13 protein-coding genes, 1 tRNA gene, 1 pseudogene and 1 riboswitch are annotated in these 17,759 nt (G+C 41.6%); of the genes and pseudogenes, 9 read left to right on the top strand and 6 right to left on the bottom strand.

Going from position 1 to position 17,759, the window contains the following annotated elements:
• The first annotated feature begins 71 nt into the window (after positions 1–71).
• A complete protein-coding gene (locus CDG79_RS19495; RefSeq protein WP_094343598.1) occupies positions 72–1,562 on the top strand; it encodes a DUF3084 domain-containing protein in 1,491 nt (496 codons plus the stop codon).
• A gap of 115 nt (positions 1,563–1,677) precedes the next feature.
• Positions 1,678–2,133, top strand: coding sequence for a Holliday junction resolvase RuvX (locus CDG79_RS19490; protein ID WP_094328312.1), 456 nt, complete (start codon positions 1,678–1,680; stop codon positions 2,131–2,133).
• Between the two features lie 20 nt (positions 2,134–2,153).
• On the opposite strand, the gene CDG79_RS19485 is transcribed toward CDG79_RS19490, so the two are convergent.
• From CDG79_RS19485 to mrdA (CDG79_RS19475), 3 genes are all read right to left on the bottom strand, one after another.
• Positions 2,154–3,332, bottom strand: a complete 1,179-nt coding sequence (locus CDG79_RS19485; protein WP_094343597.1) for an EcsC family protein — start codon at positions 3,330–3,332, stop codon at positions 2,154–2,156.
• 414 nt (positions 3,333–3,746) lie between these two features.
• Entirely contained in the window at positions 3,747–5,567 is a 1,821-nt protein-coding gene (mrdA, locus tag CDG79_RS19480) for a penicillin-binding protein 2 (protein ID WP_094343596.1), read from the bottom strand.
• Between the two features lie 310 nt (positions 5,568–5,877).
• Positions 5,878–7,725: a penicillin-binding protein 2 gene (mrdA, locus tag CDG79_RS19475; RefSeq protein WP_094343595.1), complete on the bottom strand. Its 1,848-nt coding sequence runs from the start codon at positions 7,723–7,725 to the stop codon at positions 5,878–5,880.
• Positions 7,726–7,928: 203 nt separating this feature from the next.
• Between mrdA (CDG79_RS19475) and CDG79_RS19470 the strand changes: the two genes are divergently transcribed.
• Together CDG79_RS19470 and CDG79_RS19465 are read left to right on the top strand one after the other, a co-directional pair.
• Entirely contained in the window at positions 7,929–9,056 is a 1,128-nt protein-coding gene (locus tag CDG79_RS19470) for an ABC transporter ATP-binding protein (RefSeq protein ID WP_094328308.1), read from the top strand.
• A 139-nt stretch (positions 9,057–9,195) separates the two neighbouring features.
• A complete protein-coding gene (locus CDG79_RS19465; RefSeq protein WP_094343594.1) occupies positions 9,196–9,642 on the top strand; it encodes a hypothetical protein in 447 nt (148 codons plus the stop codon).
• 146 nt (positions 9,643–9,788) lie between these two features.
• Here CDG79_RS19465 and CDG79_RS19460 read toward each other — a convergent pair whose 3' ends face one another.
• Positions 9,789–10,562, bottom strand: coding sequence for an MlaE family ABC transporter permease (locus CDG79_RS19460; protein WP_094343593.1), 774 nt, complete (start codon positions 10,560–10,562; stop codon positions 9,789–9,791).
• Between the two features lie 912 nt (positions 10,563–11,474).
• Here CDG79_RS19460 and CDG79_RS19450 point away from each other — a divergent pair.
• The 4 genes and pseudogenes from CDG79_RS19450 (at position 11,475) to CDG79_RS19435 (ending at position 15,515) form a co-directional block, all read left to right on the top strand.
• Positions 11,475–12,902: a DUF456 domain-containing protein gene (locus tag CDG79_RS19450; protein WP_094343591.1), complete on the top strand. Its 1,428-nt coding sequence runs from the start codon at positions 11,475–11,477 to the stop codon at positions 12,900–12,902.
• A gap of 517 nt (positions 12,903–13,419) precedes the next feature.
• Positions 13,420–13,820 (top strand): annotated as a pseudogene (locus tag CDG79_RS19445) (sensor histidine kinase); the annotation flags it as partial.
• A gap of 236 nt (positions 13,821–14,056) precedes the next feature.
• Positions 14,057–14,269, top strand: a complete 213-nt coding sequence (locus tag CDG79_RS19440; RefSeq protein ID WP_094343590.1) for a hypothetical protein — start codon at positions 14,057–14,059, stop codon at positions 14,267–14,269.
• 283 nt (positions 14,270–14,552) lie between these two features.
• On the top strand, positions 14,553–15,515 hold the full coding sequence (locus CDG79_RS19435; RefSeq protein WP_094343589.1) for an extracellular catalytic domain type 1 short-chain-length polyhydroxyalkanoate depolymerase: 963 nt from the start codon (positions 14,553–14,555) through the stop codon (positions 15,513–15,515).
• A 44-nt stretch (positions 15,516–15,559) separates the two neighbouring features.
• Here the strand turns inward: CDG79_RS19435 and CDG79_RS19430 are convergent, their stop codons facing one another.
• Positions 15,560–16,303, bottom strand: coding sequence for a cobalt-precorrin-6A reductase (locus tag CDG79_RS19430; protein ID WP_094343612.1), 744 nt, complete (start codon positions 16,301–16,303; stop codon positions 15,560–15,562).
• Positions 16,303–16,722 (bottom strand): DUF1636 family protein, encoded by a 420-nt coding sequence (locus CDG79_RS19425; protein ID WP_094343588.1) that lies wholly within the window; start codon positions 16,720–16,722, stop codon positions 16,303–16,305. The genes CDG79_RS19430 and CDG79_RS19425 overlap by 1 nt, the downstream gene beginning before the upstream one ends.
• Before the next feature lie 22 nt (positions 16,723–16,744).
• A riboswitch (cobalamin riboswitch) is annotated at positions 16,745–16,908 on the bottom strand.
• A 168-nt stretch (positions 16,909–17,076) separates the two neighbouring features.
• On the opposite strand from CDG79_RS19425, the gene CDG79_RS19420 reads away from it, so the two are divergent.
• Positions 17,077–17,150: transfer RNA gene (locus CDG79_RS19420), tRNA-Val, on the top strand.
• Positions 17,151–17,759: the final 609 nt, after the last annotated feature.

The raw sequence follows: 17,759 nt of genomic DNA, 5'->3' as shown, positions 1-17,759 counted from the left end.
CAATTTCCACTTCTTTCCAGACAATGCTTAAAAGTAGTAGGCTGTATCTGGAAGGATTTCGGTAGCTAAAGATGACCACCGGATACATCCTCATCGCAGCAATTTTAATCTTGGGAGGCGTAATTGCAACCGTGGGCGATCGCATCGGCACACGAGTTGGCAAAGCTCGCCTCTCACTTTTTAAGCTTCGTCCGAAAAATACTGCTGTAGTGGTAACTATTTTTACGGGCGGTTTGATTTCAGCATCAACGTTAGGAATTTTATTCGCTGCCGACGAAGGCTTGCGAAAAGGAGTCTTTGAATTAGAAGATATTCAAACAGACCTCAGACAGAAGCGGGAACAGCTAAAAACCGCAGAAACTCAGAAAAGTCAGGTAGAAAGCGAGCTAAACCAAGCTAGAGTTGCCCAAACAAAAGCACAACAAGACTTGCAGGTAATTAATCAATCCTTGCAGGCGGCAAATGCCAAACAACGCCAAACACAAGCTCAATTGAACCGCACTATTAGTCAACAAGCCCTAACTCAAACTCAACTCCAACGCACTCAAGGTCAGCTAGGACAAGTTGTAACTCAATACCAAAAAGCTATAGCTGAGTTGCAAAGCGTTTCCACTCAGAGAAAAGAGCTACAGGCCGCAGTTGAACTACTAAAGACAGAACGACAACGACTGTACGCTGAAGCGAAAAAAGCCATTGACGAAGCCAAAACAGCTATTGAAAAACGCGATCTCGAACTTGCTAACCGTCAAGAAGCCATAGAAATGCGCGATCAAAAAATTGGCCAACTCGATCAATTGATTCAAAAGCGGAATGTAGAAGTTGCATCCCGAGAGGAAGTGATCGCCAAACGGGAATCGCGCCTGAAAGAATTGGAAGCACAACAGGAGCAACTAGAACTGGAAGTTGCAAGGTTAGAAAAATATTATCAGTCTTACCGTGACCTGCGTCTAGGTAAGCTGGCCTTAGTTCGCGGTCAAGTTCTATCTGCTGCTGTAATTCGTGTTACCCAACCTGCTGCTGCTCGTCAGGCTGTGGTACAACTTTTACAAGAAGCCAATCGCAACGCCAACCTGGAATTAAGTGAGCCTGGGGCAAATCCTGCAAATGTAGAGCTACTGCACGTGACTCAGGATAGAGTTGACCAATTGAGCAAGCAGATTAGCGATGGTCAAGAATATGTGGTGCGAATTTTCTCGGCAGGGAACTACGTCAGGGGAGAAAAGCAGATAGAGTTTTTCGCTGATACAGCCCGAAATCAATTAGTTTTTTCGGGAGGTGCAGTGCTAGCCACAACTACTGCCGATTCCAAAACCATGACATCCTATCAGTTACAGCAACGGCTGGAAATACTAATTTCTGCTTCCCAATTTCGGGCCCGTAATGCCGGAATTGTCGAAAATGTGCAAGTAGAAGGGACTTTCTTGCGTTTTATCGCCCAATTAAGACAGTATAATCAACCGTTAGAGATCAAAGCGATCGCAGCAGAGGACACTTATACAGCCGGCCCATTGAGAGTAAAATTAGTGGCAATAGTCAACGGACAAATAATTTTTAGTACTTAAAACATTATTTGCACACTGTTATTAGTAAGATTTAAACATATTCAACAGCAGTCAAAATAATTGCTGTGGTTGTATTTATTGATTTCTAATTCTTAATTTTAATTTTGAATTTCTTATGACTTTCCGCGAATTTTCACCAACGCAACCAGTCATATTGGGCTTTGATCCAGGTCGAGATAAGTGTGGTTTAGCGGTGATGGGACTGGATCGGCAATTGTATTATCATCAGGTCGTGCTAGCAAAAGAAGCGATCGCTACCATTGAGACCCTGCGTCAAAGGTTTCCGATCTCCTTGATGGTGATGGGAGATCAAACTACAGCCAAAGAGTGGAGACAGAAATTATATCAGGAATTGACAGAACCTCTGAGTATTATTTTAGTGGATGAGCGCTATACAACCTTAGAAGCACGCGATCGCTATTGGCAAATGTTCCCACCCAAAGGGCTAATAAAGCTATTGCCACAAGGTCTGCGACAGCCACCAAGACCGATAGATGACATTGTTGCCATCCTCTTAATCGAAAGATACTTAAATCGGCTTACTGAATCAGCAGTGAGGAGTTATGAGTGAGGAGTTACGCCTAATGTGAATTAAATAGGTTGAGACTGGAAAGTGAGAACATCAATATCAAATTTCCTAGCGATCGCTGCGATTATTTCTTGCTCAAGTGGTGTAGTCTTATTGTCAAGCTGGGCAATTTTGTTACACTGAGCCAGCAAGGGTATGGCAAAATCGTGATTCAGCTGATTAAGCAGTATATCTAAAGACTTTGGTGATTTGATATTTTGGGCAATGGCATCCAACGAGGTAGGACTGAGTTTTACAGCTTGTAATTCCGGCAAAATTTCTTCCAAAGTCTTGTCTGGATGACTAGCAAGGATCATGTGAACTAAAATTTGATCCATAACGGCTTCTTGAGCGATCGCACTTTCTAAATACTTTTCACTTTCTGCTTTTAATGTTTCTAGAGTCTGTGGGGATGCGAGGGAAGTTGATTCATCTAACTTGGCTTCGTAAAATCGACAAGCAGCATAGCCCAATGAATAGATCATCGTCGCATTTGAACTAGCTGCGATCGCAGCACCCGCCAAGGGCACATTTCGTAACAAGCCTAATCCCGCAGCTTTCAAAAGACGACCTCCACCCAAAGCCAGACCAAAAATTGCCAAAATTTCACCTTTACGGGCAGGATCTTTTAAATCTAGCCCGTAGACTGATGCAATTTGATAAAGCATTTCTGACTGCAATTTGGTTGTCGCTGTTAAATCAATTGCCAACAATGCAATTGCTATTCCTGGCAAAATACTAGTTGCTAGTCCAACTGTACCTGCTTGAGTGGCTTTTTCCATCATGATTCGGTGAGCAATCTGGCTAGGTAATTCATTCGGATAGTTTTGCTTAAGCTTGTTTACTTCCGCTTCTGCTTTTTCCAAATCAACAAGGTTATTATCAGCGATCAGCCAATTTAGATTTAACACTCCAGATAGTTTTCTAATCAGCCAATTTTCGCTAAGGCGATCCACCACCTGACCACTGGTTTTAGTTGTTTCCTCAATGAATTTATGTGTTTGTTTTGCTGTTGCTTCTCCCACTTCTATTGCTGTGTCTAAAACTGCTTTGCCAGTCTGAGCAACAGTTGTAACAAAAGACTCTAGTATAGAGGGTTCATTTTCTACTGATGATTGAGCCTGGATTTTTATTTCTGAAGTTTCTTGGGGTGAATTAACTGATTTATTCACTACTATTTCTTGTTGCGGTTTGTCTGCCATGAATTGACACCATCTTCTAGAGCCTCTCTAAACTTTTAGCGAATTATAAGCGGCTATACATCTCTCTACAAACGTAAATCTCAGCTAAGTGTCTCCGATTTTCCTACTTCTAAACGGTTGCATTCCTTCCCAAAGCAGCAAGTCTTCAATCACCATTGACCTCATTTTTGTGGCTCTACCGTACTTGTTATGCTAAATTCACAGTCTTTAAGAGGGAACAGGGGAAAGAGGCAATATTAATATTAAGAAATAATCTGAGAAATAAGCTTGATTTCCCATATATAGCAAGCTTTTTAAGATAAATTTAGCATACTAGGTACTGAAGAACCATTTTTGTTTGGTAATAGGAGAAATAGGAAACATGAGGTAGATAAGGGGTAGAGAAGAGAATAATCAATACCCCATTACCCAATTTCATGCTTTCTTAGGCGCTGGTTTCTGATACTTACCTGGATACTTGCGTTGAAAATATTCTTCCATAATTTGTAAAATCATTGGTGCAGCAATGCTCCCACCGCCACCGCCAGAATGTTCAGCAAAAGCCACGATCGCAATTTCTGGTTGTTCAGCAGGTGCATAAGCACCAAACCAAGCGTGATTTTGCTTAACACGACCTTTCCAGGCTTCAGCAGTACCACTCTTACCAGCGACTGGGGGAACTGTTGGCTGCTTCAAAGCTTTGCCAGTACCTTCAGCTACTACTTTCCGCAGTCCCTGACGGAGAATACTTATGGTTGTTGGTTTTATATTTAAAGATTCTCGCCAGCTTTTTGCTTCTTCGTTGTCTTTAAGCAAATGCGGCTGGAATCGGTAGCCACCATTAGCGGGTACGGCAAACATGACAGCGACTTGCAGAGGTGTTGTTTGTAAAGCACCTTGACCAATTGAGATATTAATGCTGTCGCCTACAGTCCAAGGTATTTTCCAAGCTTTCTGCTTCCATGCTTCATCTGGTACTAAACCTGTTGCTTCTTCGTTGGCAAACTCAAATCCGGTTTTTTTACCAAATCCATATTTGCGAGTCCATTCAATTAAAGTTGGGCCGCCGACTCCGCGACCAATTTGATAGAAGAAGGTATCACTACTCCACTGTAATGCCCCGACAAAACCCAACGGCCCGAATCCGGCGTGATTCCATTCACCAAATCGAGTCCCGCCAAAACTTAAGGAACCGTAGGTTTGCAAGACTGTGCTAGGAGAAAATTTACCTGATTCTAGACCGGCAGTAGTGGTGACAATTTTGAAGGTGCTAGCGGGTGGAAAGGCGCTGAGGGCGCGATTTACTAAGGGATGATCTGCACCTTGCACAATTTTCCAATCTTTTTGGGTGAGTTTCTGCTTCGAGAAAAGATTGGGGTCAAAGGTGGGGTGAGACACCATTGCTAAAACGGCACCATTCTTTGGGTCAAGGGCCACGATCGCACCATCGCGATCGCCTAAAGCTTTTTTTGCTGTTTTTTGCATATTTAAATCTAGGGTCATGTGCAAATCTTTACCAGGTTTCGCCTGCTTCTCACCCAAAACCCTGAGCGGTCGACCTGCACCATCCACTTCTACCTGCTGACCACCCCATTCGCCCCGCAGAGTTTTCTCATAAGCTTTTTCAACTCCCATTTGACCAATGACATCACCTAATCGGTAGCCTTCCTGCTTCTTTTGTTTTAACTGGTCGGCGGTCAGTTCTCGCGTATACCCTAATACATGTGCTAATTCCTTGCCGTGGGGGTAGTAGCGAACGGCTTCTGTATGAATTTCTACGTCTTTAAGTTCGGTTTGATACTCCTTCAATGCCGTAATTTGCGCTTCATTCAAGTCGCGGGCAATTCGGATCAGTGAAGAAGAGTTAGCGCCTGCCTCTTCTAATTTCTTTTCCATCTCTTCTTGAGAAACTTCCAGAATTTCAGATAGACGCGCTCCCACGACTGACCACGCAGGCTTTGTATGTGCCATCGGCCACAAATATATAGAACGAGGATAGCGAGTACTAGCTAAAAGTTTACCATTGCGGTCAAAAATGTTGCCCCGTTCTGGTTGTTTGGGAATCATCCGAATTCGATTTGACTCGGCTCGTTTTCGGTGGTTCGTTCCTTCAGTAATTTGCAAATATGCCAAACGAACGCTGATTCCCGTCATCATCAATAGAGTAAATATAATTAAAAATATTGGCTGGAAACTCTGTCCAACTGTACGTGTATTTTTTTTCCCACCAAGTAGAGATGGTTTCAATATAGCCATAAGACAAAGAAGATTTCAAAATTAAGATTATCTGTAAACAACTCTGCTGAATTCTTAGCAAGTATTTAACCACAAACTAATCGGCAGTGATTAATTATTTTCAATTGATCCCATAGGTCTAAAACCCTTATGCAATGGGAATTACGAATTACGTTAGTTCAGCGTCTCATAGAGAGCGTCATTACGAATTACGCAAAGCGCTACTAGTACACCACGGCGTAAATAAAGCTACCATTTCAAATCAACGAAAGGCTTACGCTGTATTCATTTTGAATTTTGAATTTTGAATTTTGAATTCCGCCTTGCGGTACTAGTCTCCAGTGCCATGTCCTGAATTCTGAGTTTTTGCTTCTGATGGATCGGGCTGAGGTTTTTTATACTTACCTGGATACTTATGCTGAAAATAAGCTTCTAGCACTTGTAAAACCATCGGCCCACAAATAGTACCGCCATGTTCGCCGGAGTTTTCACCAAAGGCCACAACTACGATTTCCGGCTTATTACTTGGGGCATAAGCACCAAACCAAGTATGATTTGGGCGACCGGCACCAGCTTCAGCAGTGCCACTTTTTCCAGAGGCTGGGGCAATTGTGGGCACATCTAAGTGTTTGCCAGTCCCCTCACTCACCACCCTCCGCAGTCCATCGCGGAGAACTTTGATCGTTTCCGGCTTCATATTTAAAGATTCTCGCCAACTTTTTGCTTCTTCGTTGTCTTTGAGCAAATGCGGCTGAACTCGATACCCGCCATTAGCAGGGACAGAAAACATAATCGCCGATTGTAGCGGTGTCACTTGTAAAGCGCCTTGACCAATTGACATATTAATGGTGTCGCCTACAGTCCAAGGTGTCCTCAAAACTTTCTGCTTCCACATTTCATCTGGAACCAAGCCTATTGATTCTTCGTTAGGAAATTCAATGCCAGTTCTTTGACCAAATCCATATTTGCGGCTCCATTTGATTAAAGTTGGGCCACCGACTTTTCTACCAACTTGATAGAAGAAAGTATCACTACTCATAGCTAGCGCTCTGGGAAATCCTAATGGCCCGAATCCGGCGTGGTTCCACTCACCAAAAGTCACCCCACCAACGGTAAGGGAACCAAAGGTTTGTAATATTGACCCAGGAGAGAATTCACCTGATTCTAAACCGGCTGTGGTGGTGACAATTTTGAAAGTACTGGCGGGTGGAAAGGCACTCAAAGCCCGATTGACTAAGGGATGATCTTTACCTTGCAAGCTTTCCCAATCTTTCTGGGAGAGTTTTTGTTTGGAGAAAATATTTGGGTCAAAGGTGGGGTAAGATACCAATGCTAAAACAGCACCGTTGTTTGGATCGAGTGCTGCGATCGCACCTCGTTGATTTCCCAAAGCTTTTTCTGCTGCCTTTTGCACATCCAAATCTAGAGTTAAGTGCAAATCGTTACCAGCCTTTGCCTGTTTCTCCCCCACAACTCGGATTGGTCTACCCGCACCATCTACTTCCACTTGCTGACCGCCCCATTCGCCCCGTAGCACTTTCTCATAAGCTTTTTCCACCCCCATCTGACCGATGACATCTCCTAATCGGTAGCCTTCCTGTTTCTTGCCTTTTAGCTGGTCGGCGGTCAACTCTCGCGTATAACCTAATACATGCGCTAACTCTTTACCGTGAGGATAATAACGTACAGAATCTGTATTAATTTCCACTTCTGGGAGTTCATTTTTATACTCCTTTAGTGCCGTAATTTCTGCTTCATTGAGATCGCGGGCAATTCGGATGAGTGAAGAAGAATTAGCACCTGCTTGTTCTAATTTCTTTTCCATCTCATCTTGCGGAATGTTGAGAATTTGCGCTAGACGCGGGCCGACTACAGACCAGGAAGGCTTAGTATGTGCCATAGGCCACAAATATACAGAGCTAGGATAGCGAGTACTGGCTAAAAGTTTGCCGTTGCGGTCAAAAATATTTCCCCGTTCCGGTTGTTTAAGAATCATCCGAATTCGGTTCGCTTCGGCTCTTTCTCGCAGTTTTGGCCCTTCAACAATTTGCAAATATGCCAAACGCGACCCAATGCCAGCGATCATTAATAGGGTAAATACGATTAAAAATATTGATTGCAAACCATGTCCAACTGTACGTGTATCTTTTTTGCTGCCAATTGATGGGAATAAAGACATAAGACAAAGAATGATTATTAAGAGCGGTATTATTTGTACACAATTACCCTAAACTCATCCCCAGTCATGGGTATGAAAGAATCGGGCGAGTATATTCTTGAACAATTGTTTTTGGCGGATACAATAAACCAAAGTGTCAAATCTAGTCTGCCCAATAGACTACTGACAAAATTACGTAAGATCACGGCATTCTACTAAGGATTATGGCTCAAATTTTCATCCAGAATCAGAGGGGGATAACAACTTTTCAGCCACTTGATGTTGAACTGCGTAATGTGTTCAAGTTTTTTAACCAAGAACCAGCAGTACATGGAATAGATTTGGATGTCAGACAGGGAGAATTTTTTAGTATTTTAGGCCCCTCCGGTTGTGGCAAAACAACAACACTGCGCTTAATTGCTGGCTTTGAAATCGCTGATGCTGGCAAAGTGTTGATTCAGGGTCAGTCTATGACTAATGTGCCGCCTTACCGCCGGCCCGTCAATACTGTATTTCAAAGTTACGCTCTATTCAACCACCTGAATGTCTGGGATAACATCGCCTTTGGACTGCGGTTAAAAAAAATCCCCAAATCGGAAATTGAAATTAGAGTTCAAGAAGCTTTAAAAAGAGTGAAAATGGAAAGTTTGCGATCGCGTTTTCCCAGTCAACTTTCTGGTGGTCAACAGCAGCGAGTCGCCTTAGCAAGGGCCTTAGTCAACCGTCCCACCGTCGTCCTACTGGATGAACCTTTGGGGGCGTTAGATTTAAAACTCCGTAAAGAAATGCAGGTTGAGTTATCAAATTTACACAAAGACTTAGGAGTAACCTTTGTGATGGTGACACACGATCAAGAAGAAGCATTATCTTTGAGCGATCGCATTGCCGTCATGAACCAAGGCAAAATTGAACAAGTTGGCACTCCCAGTCAAATTTACGAACGTCCCCAAACATCTTTTGTTGCTGATTTTATTGGCGATACTAATTTATTCAGTGGTGAAATTGTCGCGGTAGATTCCTCTAATATTAAAATTTCAACAAAAACAGGACTCTCAATTATCATTAGCCGCACTGAAGATACGCCATCTCAATTATCACAAGGAGTAGTAGTGAGTGTGCGCCCAGAAAAAATACAGCTTTCCCTTTATCCACCTAATTTGCCAGCTAACTCTTTTGAAGGACGGCTTGTCAATGTTATGTATTTGGGCACACACGTTAATTATGTTGTGGAATTAACAAATGGTATTAGCATAAATGTATTGCAACCTAATACTTTTGGTGCTTTACCAGACCGCGATACACCTATCTATGCTTGGTGGGCAGAAAATGATTGTTTAGCTATTAGTCAATAGTTATAATAATTTGCCTTGAAGAGGACTCATATTTGATTGCGTGAAAAAACTCATTACAACTCAAAGAGCCTTTTTTCCCGTTGCCTTTTACCTGTTAAGCCAAGTAAGTTCAGAGACCTTGTACTAGGAATATTAACCCATGTCAATTTTGAAAAGAGTTCCTTGGGTGTCCTTGGCACTAGTACTGCTTAGTTACAGTACCTTGGGCTGGGTAATATCTGAAACACACGCGCCTCGCTCTGTGTGGGTTCTAACTGTGGTTGGTATTTTGCTTTTAATAGTGACGTTGACCACTCCTTGGCCGAAAATGACATATTACCTCAATACTTTGCTTAAATCAAATATTAAGTCTTTCGGTGTTGCCGTTTTAGCAGCTTTCTTGTTTTTTATTATGATTGCCTGGTTTGGGGTATTTCTTGATACTTTACTCATTATTTCGGCAACTATATTAGTCAAAATAGACTTTCAAAAAGCAGGTCTTAAGCAAAAGCTAGCTTTTTTGACTACATCTATCTTTTCATTATCAGGTTTAGCTTTGGGTGCGCTAATCTACAAGTTAGTATATTCCCAAATGCCGCTAAGATGATGAAGTATACTAAAAAAGCTAGTGATGCCTGCGGCAGGTTGCGCCAACATTTAATAACTGAATATTGCTTACCTAAATATTTATTTTTACTTAAGATTCCCAACTTTTTCACGAGGTTGAGAATCTTGTTTTCTACTTACTTAGATTTAAAATGCAGGCTGTTCAAATAGCAATAGAGAAAGGAAAAAATCCATAATAAAAATGGATACCCAACTAGTAACAACTGCTTTTGTTGCCGATTCTCCTACTTCCTTAGCTCCACCCTTAGTAGTTAAACCCCAACTACAACCAATCACAGAAACCAGCACTCCAAAAATAAACCCTTTTAGCAAAATAATAAACAAATCTGATGGTTGTAAAAAATTTCTGACTGATTCTAAAAATGTTTCAGGAATAATTTTGTAAAACTGGAATGCAGCAAAAATTCCGCCGAAGATACCAGTTACTAAAGCCAAAATCGTCATCAAAGGCACCATCAAACTACAAGCAATTACTCTAGGAAGTACTAGATAATCAATTGGATCGGTTTTCAGCATATAAAGTGCATCGATTTGCTCTGTTACCCGCATTGCACCTATTTCTGCTGCAAAAGCAGAACCGACTTGTCCCGCCATAATACTAGCGGTTAAAATCGGAGCCAATTCTCTACAAAAAGCTAAGGCAAAAGCACCTCCCACAGCATTTTCAGCCCCAAATCGGACTAATTCTCTCGCTGTCTGAATAGTAAAAATCATTCCTGCAAAACCGCTAACAAGGAGAACTGGAGAGATAGAACCGGGCCCAGCAGTCACCAGATGTTGCAGAATTTTGCGGTAGTAAGTTTTTCCCTGGAGTAAATGTAGCCACACTTGACCGAAAAGCAGCACTGCCGCACAACAGCGTGCAATCTCAGATTGCTCAAAATTTGTTTTTAGTCGCAATTTTATCGTCCTTAAGACTGGCTTTTTTTTGCAAATATTGTTATTTATATCAATTCTCCAAAATAAGACTACAGATACAAATGGTGGAAACCCAGCCAGATGTAATCTGACTTTCTCAATTACGTAGACGCACGAAGTGCGGCTTCCCGCAGGATATTACGAATTGGTATTAGGGTATGGTACATGAACACAATCAAGTTTGAGACTTTTCTGCTAAATACAAAGTGTCTAACTGGTATTTTATTTTTACGTGAGTCCCTAAATTTTCTTAAATAATTTTTTATGAACAGGATAAAAATAGTAGCAATAGTGTTTCTTTTGATACTTAGTTTATCCGCAGCATATCCAGCTTTTGCATCTGTATGCCGCAATTACGATGTTGACGACAGACTACACCAACACCACCAGATTTGCATTATCAGTATAAACCGAAGTGCTAAAAATTATTGGGAATACAGAGCAGCCGTTAGTGTCGATGGGGTAAAAAGACCGACTGAGGTTTACAATTGTCGCGAACGAGTTAAGGTTCAACATAATGGGACTATTTTGCCCTTTGAGCAAAAAGATCCTGGTGAGATGATATGTAGCTTTTTTAATTCTTCTCGGCGGTAAACACGCGCCAGATAATAAAGGCGGTGAAACCTAGATAGGCAAATACTGTTAACCATTCTTGCCAGCTACCAAATGCATTATTCATCAGCAAAAGCCGGAAAATTAATATTTTTCAATCCTACACGCTGATGCTACCAGTGGCTTTCTATATTTTGAGATAGTTTTGCGTAATTTCTTAGTTGTAGTTGAGCAATTTAGCAACACTTGATCGGACTGTCTGCGTATTAAATAAAACTATTGTTCAGAAACTTTTAAGAGATTTTATCGGTCTGGTTCTGCAAACTCTGCAAAAATTAGCCAATGTCATCTTCTGCTCAAGGTATTCCCGGATTACCCGATTTGACGCATCCGATTGAGCTTGTTCAATTTGGAACCCAGGCGCTCAAAGCTTCACTGTTATTAGTGTTTTTGATCGTAGCTTTAGGAGTTGCGATCGCACTAATAAGTTTTTCTCTCCGTCGCAGCCAGCCGGAACAACTTATATTCATCGGTGAATGGGCTGTTGGTTATTCCCAACTGTTGCGCGGATTACAGCATTTAACTCTAGTATTAGTTTTGTTGGTACCAGGATTTTTTCTCTGTTCAACTTTGAGCAATCGCTACCACTACTGGGAACAAGCAAGGGTGGCTCAAGTGACTGAAAGTGTTGCAGGTGAAAAGCTCGAACAACTTGCCCCGCAAGTGCGCTACACTATCCAGGAGCCATACTCATATAACACTCAAGTCGGTAACAAAATAGTCAAGGTAAATGAGACACGAGATATTAACCGCTTCTTGACCTTGGCTGGTTCGCAAATTCAAGTCAAGCTTGACCAAAGTGTAGATGTTCCAGGTCGTAGCTCAATTTATCGGGCAGATTATACTGCTGATTATAAAGTAATTAACCAACTCAAGGATATTAATAATTTTTTCTTTGAAGCACCGCCACCCAAGGGCTACACACTGCTTTCTAGCTACAAAATCGAGCGTGACGGGACTAGGTTGCAACAAATCAATCCAGAAGACTATGGTTTTCCCTTCCAGCTGCAACCAGGCGAAGAAACTTCCTTTCGAGTCACATATCAGGCTAGAGGCGGGCCTCGCTGGGTTTATAGTGCAGGGGGACAGATTCTATCTAACTTCCGTCTCATAGCAAATGCCAACTTTGCTCCGGCTAATTTTGCTAGTGGTATTGAACCTGATGAGATTAAATCTGACGGACGCAGTACGCAATTTACTTGGAAATTTGACGAGAATGTTTCAGTCAAAAATCCATTTGGAGTGTTTACCAACACCGAACCGATTCGGAATACGGGGGTAATTCCGCGTCTTTTATTACTAGCACCAGCAATATTTTTGTGGTGGATATTGTTGTTATATTTATCACTGCCAATGAGTTTCAAAAATGTTGCGATCGCTGCTAGTATTTTCTTTGCTTGTCTATTGATTTTGACCTATCTGGCTCGTGTCATCAATGCTCAGTTGGCCTGGACTTTAATTTCTATCATCTTACTGTTTTTGACATGGGGATTGGGAGCCAGTCGCAGTGCTTCTTTAGCTGCAATTATCTGTACTATTGCTGGAGCCGTATTACCCATCTTTGGATTATTAGTACCCTTTAGCGGCCTCACCCTCAGCCTAGCGGGTTTGCTTTCAGCAGTTTGGCTAGCAGTTCGTCACTGGTATGGCTGGTACAGTTTGCATCCAGAAGACCGAAGATTGCAGACTCAAAAAAATGCTCAAGATTAGTTGATTTTACTATGATTAGCGAAGTTTTAGCAAATAGCATTTATGGATAACGATTTACTGGCTTTTTTTGCGGGTGCTGGGTTACTCATCCTCTATCTCATCTTCTCAGCATTGACTGAAATGGGAACTAAACTACCTTGGAAGAAATAAGCTAATAGGGCGATAAAGTTGCTAAAAATTTACATTTTTCAATCTGATTGGGCTTGGAAAAAGGAATAAACATCCTTTAGCTGACAAAGCCGGAGTGACGCTATCCATTTCTGCTCTATAGGATTACTATTTGATTTTTGAACGAAATTAGGTATTGTAGAGGAGCCAGTGCGTTGCGGAGGTTCCCNGACGCTCGCAAACTCGCTTGCCGCCGGCGCTATCCGTTGTAGCAACTGGCGTTGTGTTAGAACGGAGTTCGTAACGCACTATTATCAAGGGTTTGATGCCGTACTCTCCGTGCTAACACATCCTACGGATATTTTCTCCAAATCAAACCGGATTCCTCTATCGGCTCAAGTAATTGGTAGATTGCGATCGCATTGTCCAAACTCTGACTAATTTACTGAGTAACGCCATTAAGTTTTCGTCTTGCCGGATGTACGGTTTGGTTAGGGGTGCAACAACAAAGGGATGAAGTTTTGTTGACAGTCAAAGACACCGGACGCGGTATCCCAACTGACAAACTTGAGAATATCTTTGAGCGCTTTCAACAAGTTGACTCTTCAGATTCACGCAACCATGATGGGACTGGTTTAGGTTTGGCTGTAAGAGTATTGTGCAACAGCACGGCGGACGGATTTGGGCTGAAAGTACGTTGGGTAAAGGTAGCACTTTTACGTCACTCTGCTGTTATTTGAGACTTTCCAAAATCCTAATTTAGAAATTGCACATTACGTAAGTATGACTTTAGTCATGCTTAAATTATGACTTTATTACCATTTATCTTTCTATTTAGTGTTTTAAACTCAAAGTGACACATCAATCTTAATTGAGTCGTGAGACAAATAAGATTTCCTCCAAATTTAGGGTCACTTTTCTTAATGGAAAAATCCTGATGACAAAGGGATTTTCAAATATCATTTTTCTCGGTAAAAAGTAGAACCTAAATCATTTAGGAATGTTGTAGTCAAGTAAACCAAAAATAACTGATAGGAGATTAAATAATGAAGCGGATCTTTGTTGGTACTTTACTTGCTTTACCACTTATAATTGGTTCCTTGCCATCACAGGCATCGGCAGCAGAGATCGTTGTCAGACCTGGTGTTCAGAGACATAATGTGATTAGCCGTTATGTTCACAAAAAGTTAATTCCTGGTCATTGGGAAAGAACAAGATACGGTCGTCGTTGGGTTCCTGCTCACTACGTAAGAGTTTAATATATCTGCTGCATTTAGTAGTGATGTTGTAATCGACTTCTTGCAAAAATACCAATTCTCTAAGAAGCTGCATTAAACTTCCCTCGATCAAACTTGGGGCAAAATTACCTTATTTGATGCAGTCTCACAAATAATCGGTATAAGTTTGATTACTTTTAGCTGATTAGCATGATTAAAACTAACACTTTAGAAAGAGTGTTAGTTTTAATTTTATCCTACTTCAGATAATAGACAAAATACACTAATTATAGTAAAAATATTCTTATCGAATGATTGAACGAACATGAATATATATCATAGCTGTCAATACTTTAAGAAAATTATTACTTCCTTACTTGTAATTAGTTTAGTAACAGCCTGCAATTCAATCCAAGCGGATGAAATACATACCTCTCAACCAAAAATATTGAGTGGTGATAATTATGGACAGATAAATAATCAAGGACGATTACGCACTTACTATCTTTACACTCCAAAATCTTACGATCCAAACCACCCAATGCCATTAGTTTTAGTATTTCATGGAGATGCTGGTAGTGGTCATTCGATTAGTGATGTTACGCGTTTTAATAATTTAGCAGAGCAAAAAGGATTTATTGTTGTTTATCCAGATGGAATTAATCAAAAATGGAGCCTTAGAGGTAATTCTCAAGGAAAGATAGATGATGTTTTATTTGTCAGTGCTTTAATCGATCATCTGAAGCAAGAAAGAAATATTGATAGTCATAAAATCTATGCCACTGGTTTTTCTAGAGGCGGAATACTTACCCAAGCTTTAGCATGTAAGCTATCTGATAAAATTGCCGCTTTTGCATCAGTAGCTGGCTCTCTTCCAGTTCGGCTCAAACCTAATTGCCAACCTCAGACTCCGATCTCAATGATGATCGTTAACGGTACAAACGATCGAGATGTTCGTTATGAAGGTGATGACCACACTCAACGAGGAGCGCTTGTTTCTATTTCAGACATGGTAAGCTTTTGGCGATCGCACGATCGATGTATTTCACCTAGCGCATCGCCACTGCTTTCTGACACGAACTCTAGCAAAAGCTCAAAAGTCAAAGCTACTCAGTACTCAAATTGTAGTGGCAACTCAGAGGTCTTACAGTTAGCTGTAGTAGATGGGGGACATTTTTGGCCTGGTGGTGCTTCAACCGATCCGAACCTAAATAAATTCAATGCTAAACTTGGCTTGAATGCCAGTCAGACCATTTGGGACTTTTTTCAACGCCACAGTTTATCTTAAGCTGACTAAAGAAAATTCCCGATCGAAGCTTTTGCCTGATTGTACTAATTGTGCAACTTGTCAAATAGCCATGCCAAAACAGCATCAACATCAGTAACTTGTTCTCCTGGCGGTATGGCTGGACGGTTTATTATAACAACCTTCACACCCAGTTCTCGCGCTGCAACAATTTTGGGCTTTGTGGCATCGCCCCCGCTATTTTTGCTCACGATGGTATCAATATTATTATCAATCAGGATTTGCCTTTCATTATTGAGGGTAAAGGGCCCGCGATCGCACAATATCCTTCCTGTGGGTACTAAAGCATCATCAGTGGGAGGGTCAATCATCCGCATCAGAAACCAAATTTTCTCTAGGTGAGCAAAGACGGCTAGTTCTTGCCTCCCAACTGTCAAAAATACTCGCTGTGCCTGGTTTTGCAGAGATATGGCGGCGGCTTCAACGCTGTCAACTTCAATCCAGCGATCGCCACTTTCTTTTTCCCAAGGCGGGCGAATTAACATTAGATGGGGTACTCCGACTTCAGTTGCAGCATCTGCCGCATTGAAGGAAATCTGACTCGCAAAAGGATGGGTTGCATCAATTAATAAGTCGATTTGCATTTGACGCAAATAGCTAGCCAATCCCACCACACCACCAAAGCCTCCAACCCTGAAATCGCCCAACGGAATTGATGGTTCACGGGTACGACCAGCTAGAGACGTGATTGCTTCTAACCCTTGAATAGTCGCCACTTTAGCAGCTAGTTCTGCGGCATCTCCCGTTCCACCCAGAATTAAAACGCGCATCATTGAGATAAAGGTGGAATCTTTGCCAAAATGCCTTTTTTCAGCGCTTCTGGCCGTTCTGACCAAGGTAGTAAACCATCTGTTTTGACATAGTATTGACTAGCGCATTCTAGTACCGCAGATGCACTACCATCAACGGCTAAATCGCCAAACAAATATGTTAATTTACCTTTGGCAGCAAAGGCAACTACACAAGAACGATTGCAAGCACTCATGCATTCAACTTCTTGAATTGGGAATTCATCTCGTAAGTTCCAATCTTGTGCAAGCTGCTGAAGTTGGTTTAGAAGTTTTTGACCACCACTTTCACCTAAGCGTTTTCCCTCTTGCCAAACGCTAGCACAAGTTTTGCAAACAAATAAAGTATGGTCAGCAACACCCAAGGGATTCGTTGGGGAAATATTTACAGTAGTAGTCATCTGTACCTCGCAGAGATGTGGAACTGTTAAATCTATTTCGGTGGGCATCCTGACTCACTCAATTTGGAATTTGAGATGTAATCTCAAATTGGTTCACAGTTGCTCCCAAGCGCCGGATTTGCACCGAACTTTCCCCGTTACCTCTGGTAGCTGCTCCCCACCAGAACCGAATGACCTTATCGATCATACACTAGGGTCATCTGAGAAAAGTTTCATCAATTGCGATCGACCCGGTTTTTGCCACAGATGGGAAATGACTCCTGAATTCTGTTTGATAATAAACTTCGCCTGATTTGGGTCTTTTTCTTGCTCGATTCAAGAAGTATATGCTAATATTTATAATCGTGTGGTTAAGGACGTATAGCTCAGTTGGTTAGAGCGCTACGTTGACATCGTAGAGGTCACTGGTTCGAATCCAGTTACGTCCATTCTAAATGTACAGTGACTAATTATTTGTCGTCGGTGACAGATTAATGTCGTTGGGACTAATTATCTGTCGTCGGGACAAATTGATGTCGTTTAACTGCCAGTGACAAATTAATGTCATTTATTTACAGATACTATAGCGATAATGTCAACGTAGCGCTCTCTTTCAACCCTCCCTAATAAAAATTATGATAACCCACCTAGTACCTGGCACGTTATTACAACATTTTTGTATGCGTGCGTAATAGTTTCAGATTTGGCTTTCAACCCACCCAGTACTTAGAGGGTTGTTGCCACGCTAGTATAGGCTTAGATTCTATCTAAATTAACTGGCAGCAGTCTTTCAACCCACCCAGTACCTGGAGGGTTGTTGGCACATATTCTCAGTCAAATGATCAGCATGATTAAATTCATTGCCAACAATCACCCAGTACCTGGAGGGTTGTTGGCACATATTCTCAGGGCAGTAAAAACAGCCTCCGAGCTAGGCTGTTGACTTTGTGCATTTTTCGGGAATTTTCGGGAAAATTATTCGTGTTATTTTTGTTTGACTTAAAGTGCCTGCTTCAGGCACTTTAAGTCAAAAACAGGCGACATATTTTTTGCATGAA

The sequence above is a fragment of the Nostoc sp. 'Peltigera membranacea cyanobiont' 232 genome, assembly GCF_002245985.1.
Taxonomy (GTDB): domain Bacteria; phylum Cyanobacteriota; class Cyanobacteriia; order Cyanobacteriales; family Nostocaceae; genus Nostoc.
Note: the sequence above shows the minus strand (reverse complement) of the source record. Positions and strands in the feature narration are given on the sequence as shown.

Excerpts from the sequence above, each read along its gene's own strand:
- CDG79_RS19440 (WP_094343590.1), top strand. The coding sequence starts at position 14,057 with ATGAAGCGGATCTTTGTTGGTACTTTACTTGCTTTACCACTTATAATT.
- CDG79_RS19495 (WP_094343598.1), top strand. The coding sequence starts at position 72 with ATGACCACCGGATACATCCTCATCGCAGCAATTTTAATCTTGGGAGGC.
- mrdA (WP_094343596.1), bottom strand. The coding sequence starts at position 5,567 with ATGGCTATATTGAAACCATCTCTACTTGGTGGGAAAAAAAATACACGT.
- CDG79_RS19430 (WP_094343612.1), bottom strand. The coding sequence starts at position 16,303 with ATGCGCGTTTTAATTCTGGGTGGAACGGGAGATGCCGCAGAACTAGCT.
- CDG79_RS19470 (WP_094328308.1), top strand. The coding sequence starts at position 7,929 with ATGGCTCAAATTTTCATCCAGAATCAGAGGGGGATAACAACTTTTCAG.
- CDG79_RS19465 (WP_094343594.1), top strand. The coding sequence starts at position 9,196 with ATGTCAATTTTGAAAAGAGTTCCTTGGGTGTCCTTGGCACTAGTACTG.
- CDG79_RS19485 (WP_094343597.1), bottom strand. The coding sequence starts at position 3,332 with ATGGCAGACAAACCGCAACAAGAAATAGTAGTGAATAAATCAGTTAAT.
- CDG79_RS19450 (WP_094343591.1), top strand. The coding sequence starts at position 11,475 with ATGTCATCTTCTGCTCAAGGTATTCCCGGATTACCCGATTTGACGCAT.
- CDG79_RS19425 (WP_094343588.1), bottom strand. The coding sequence starts at position 16,722 with ATGACTACTACTGTAAATATTTCCCCAACGAATCCCTTGGGTGTTGCT.
- CDG79_RS19435 (WP_094343589.1), top strand. The coding sequence starts at position 14,553 with ATGAATATATATCATAGCTGTCAATACTTTAAGAAAATTATTACTTCC.
- CDG79_RS19490 (WP_094328312.1), top strand. The coding sequence starts at position 1,678 with ATGACTTTCCGCGAATTTTCACCAACGCAACCAGTCATATTGGGCTTT.
- mrdA (WP_094343595.1), bottom strand. The coding sequence starts at position 7,725 with ATGTCTTTATTCCCATCAATTGGCAGCAAAAAAGATACACGTACAGTT.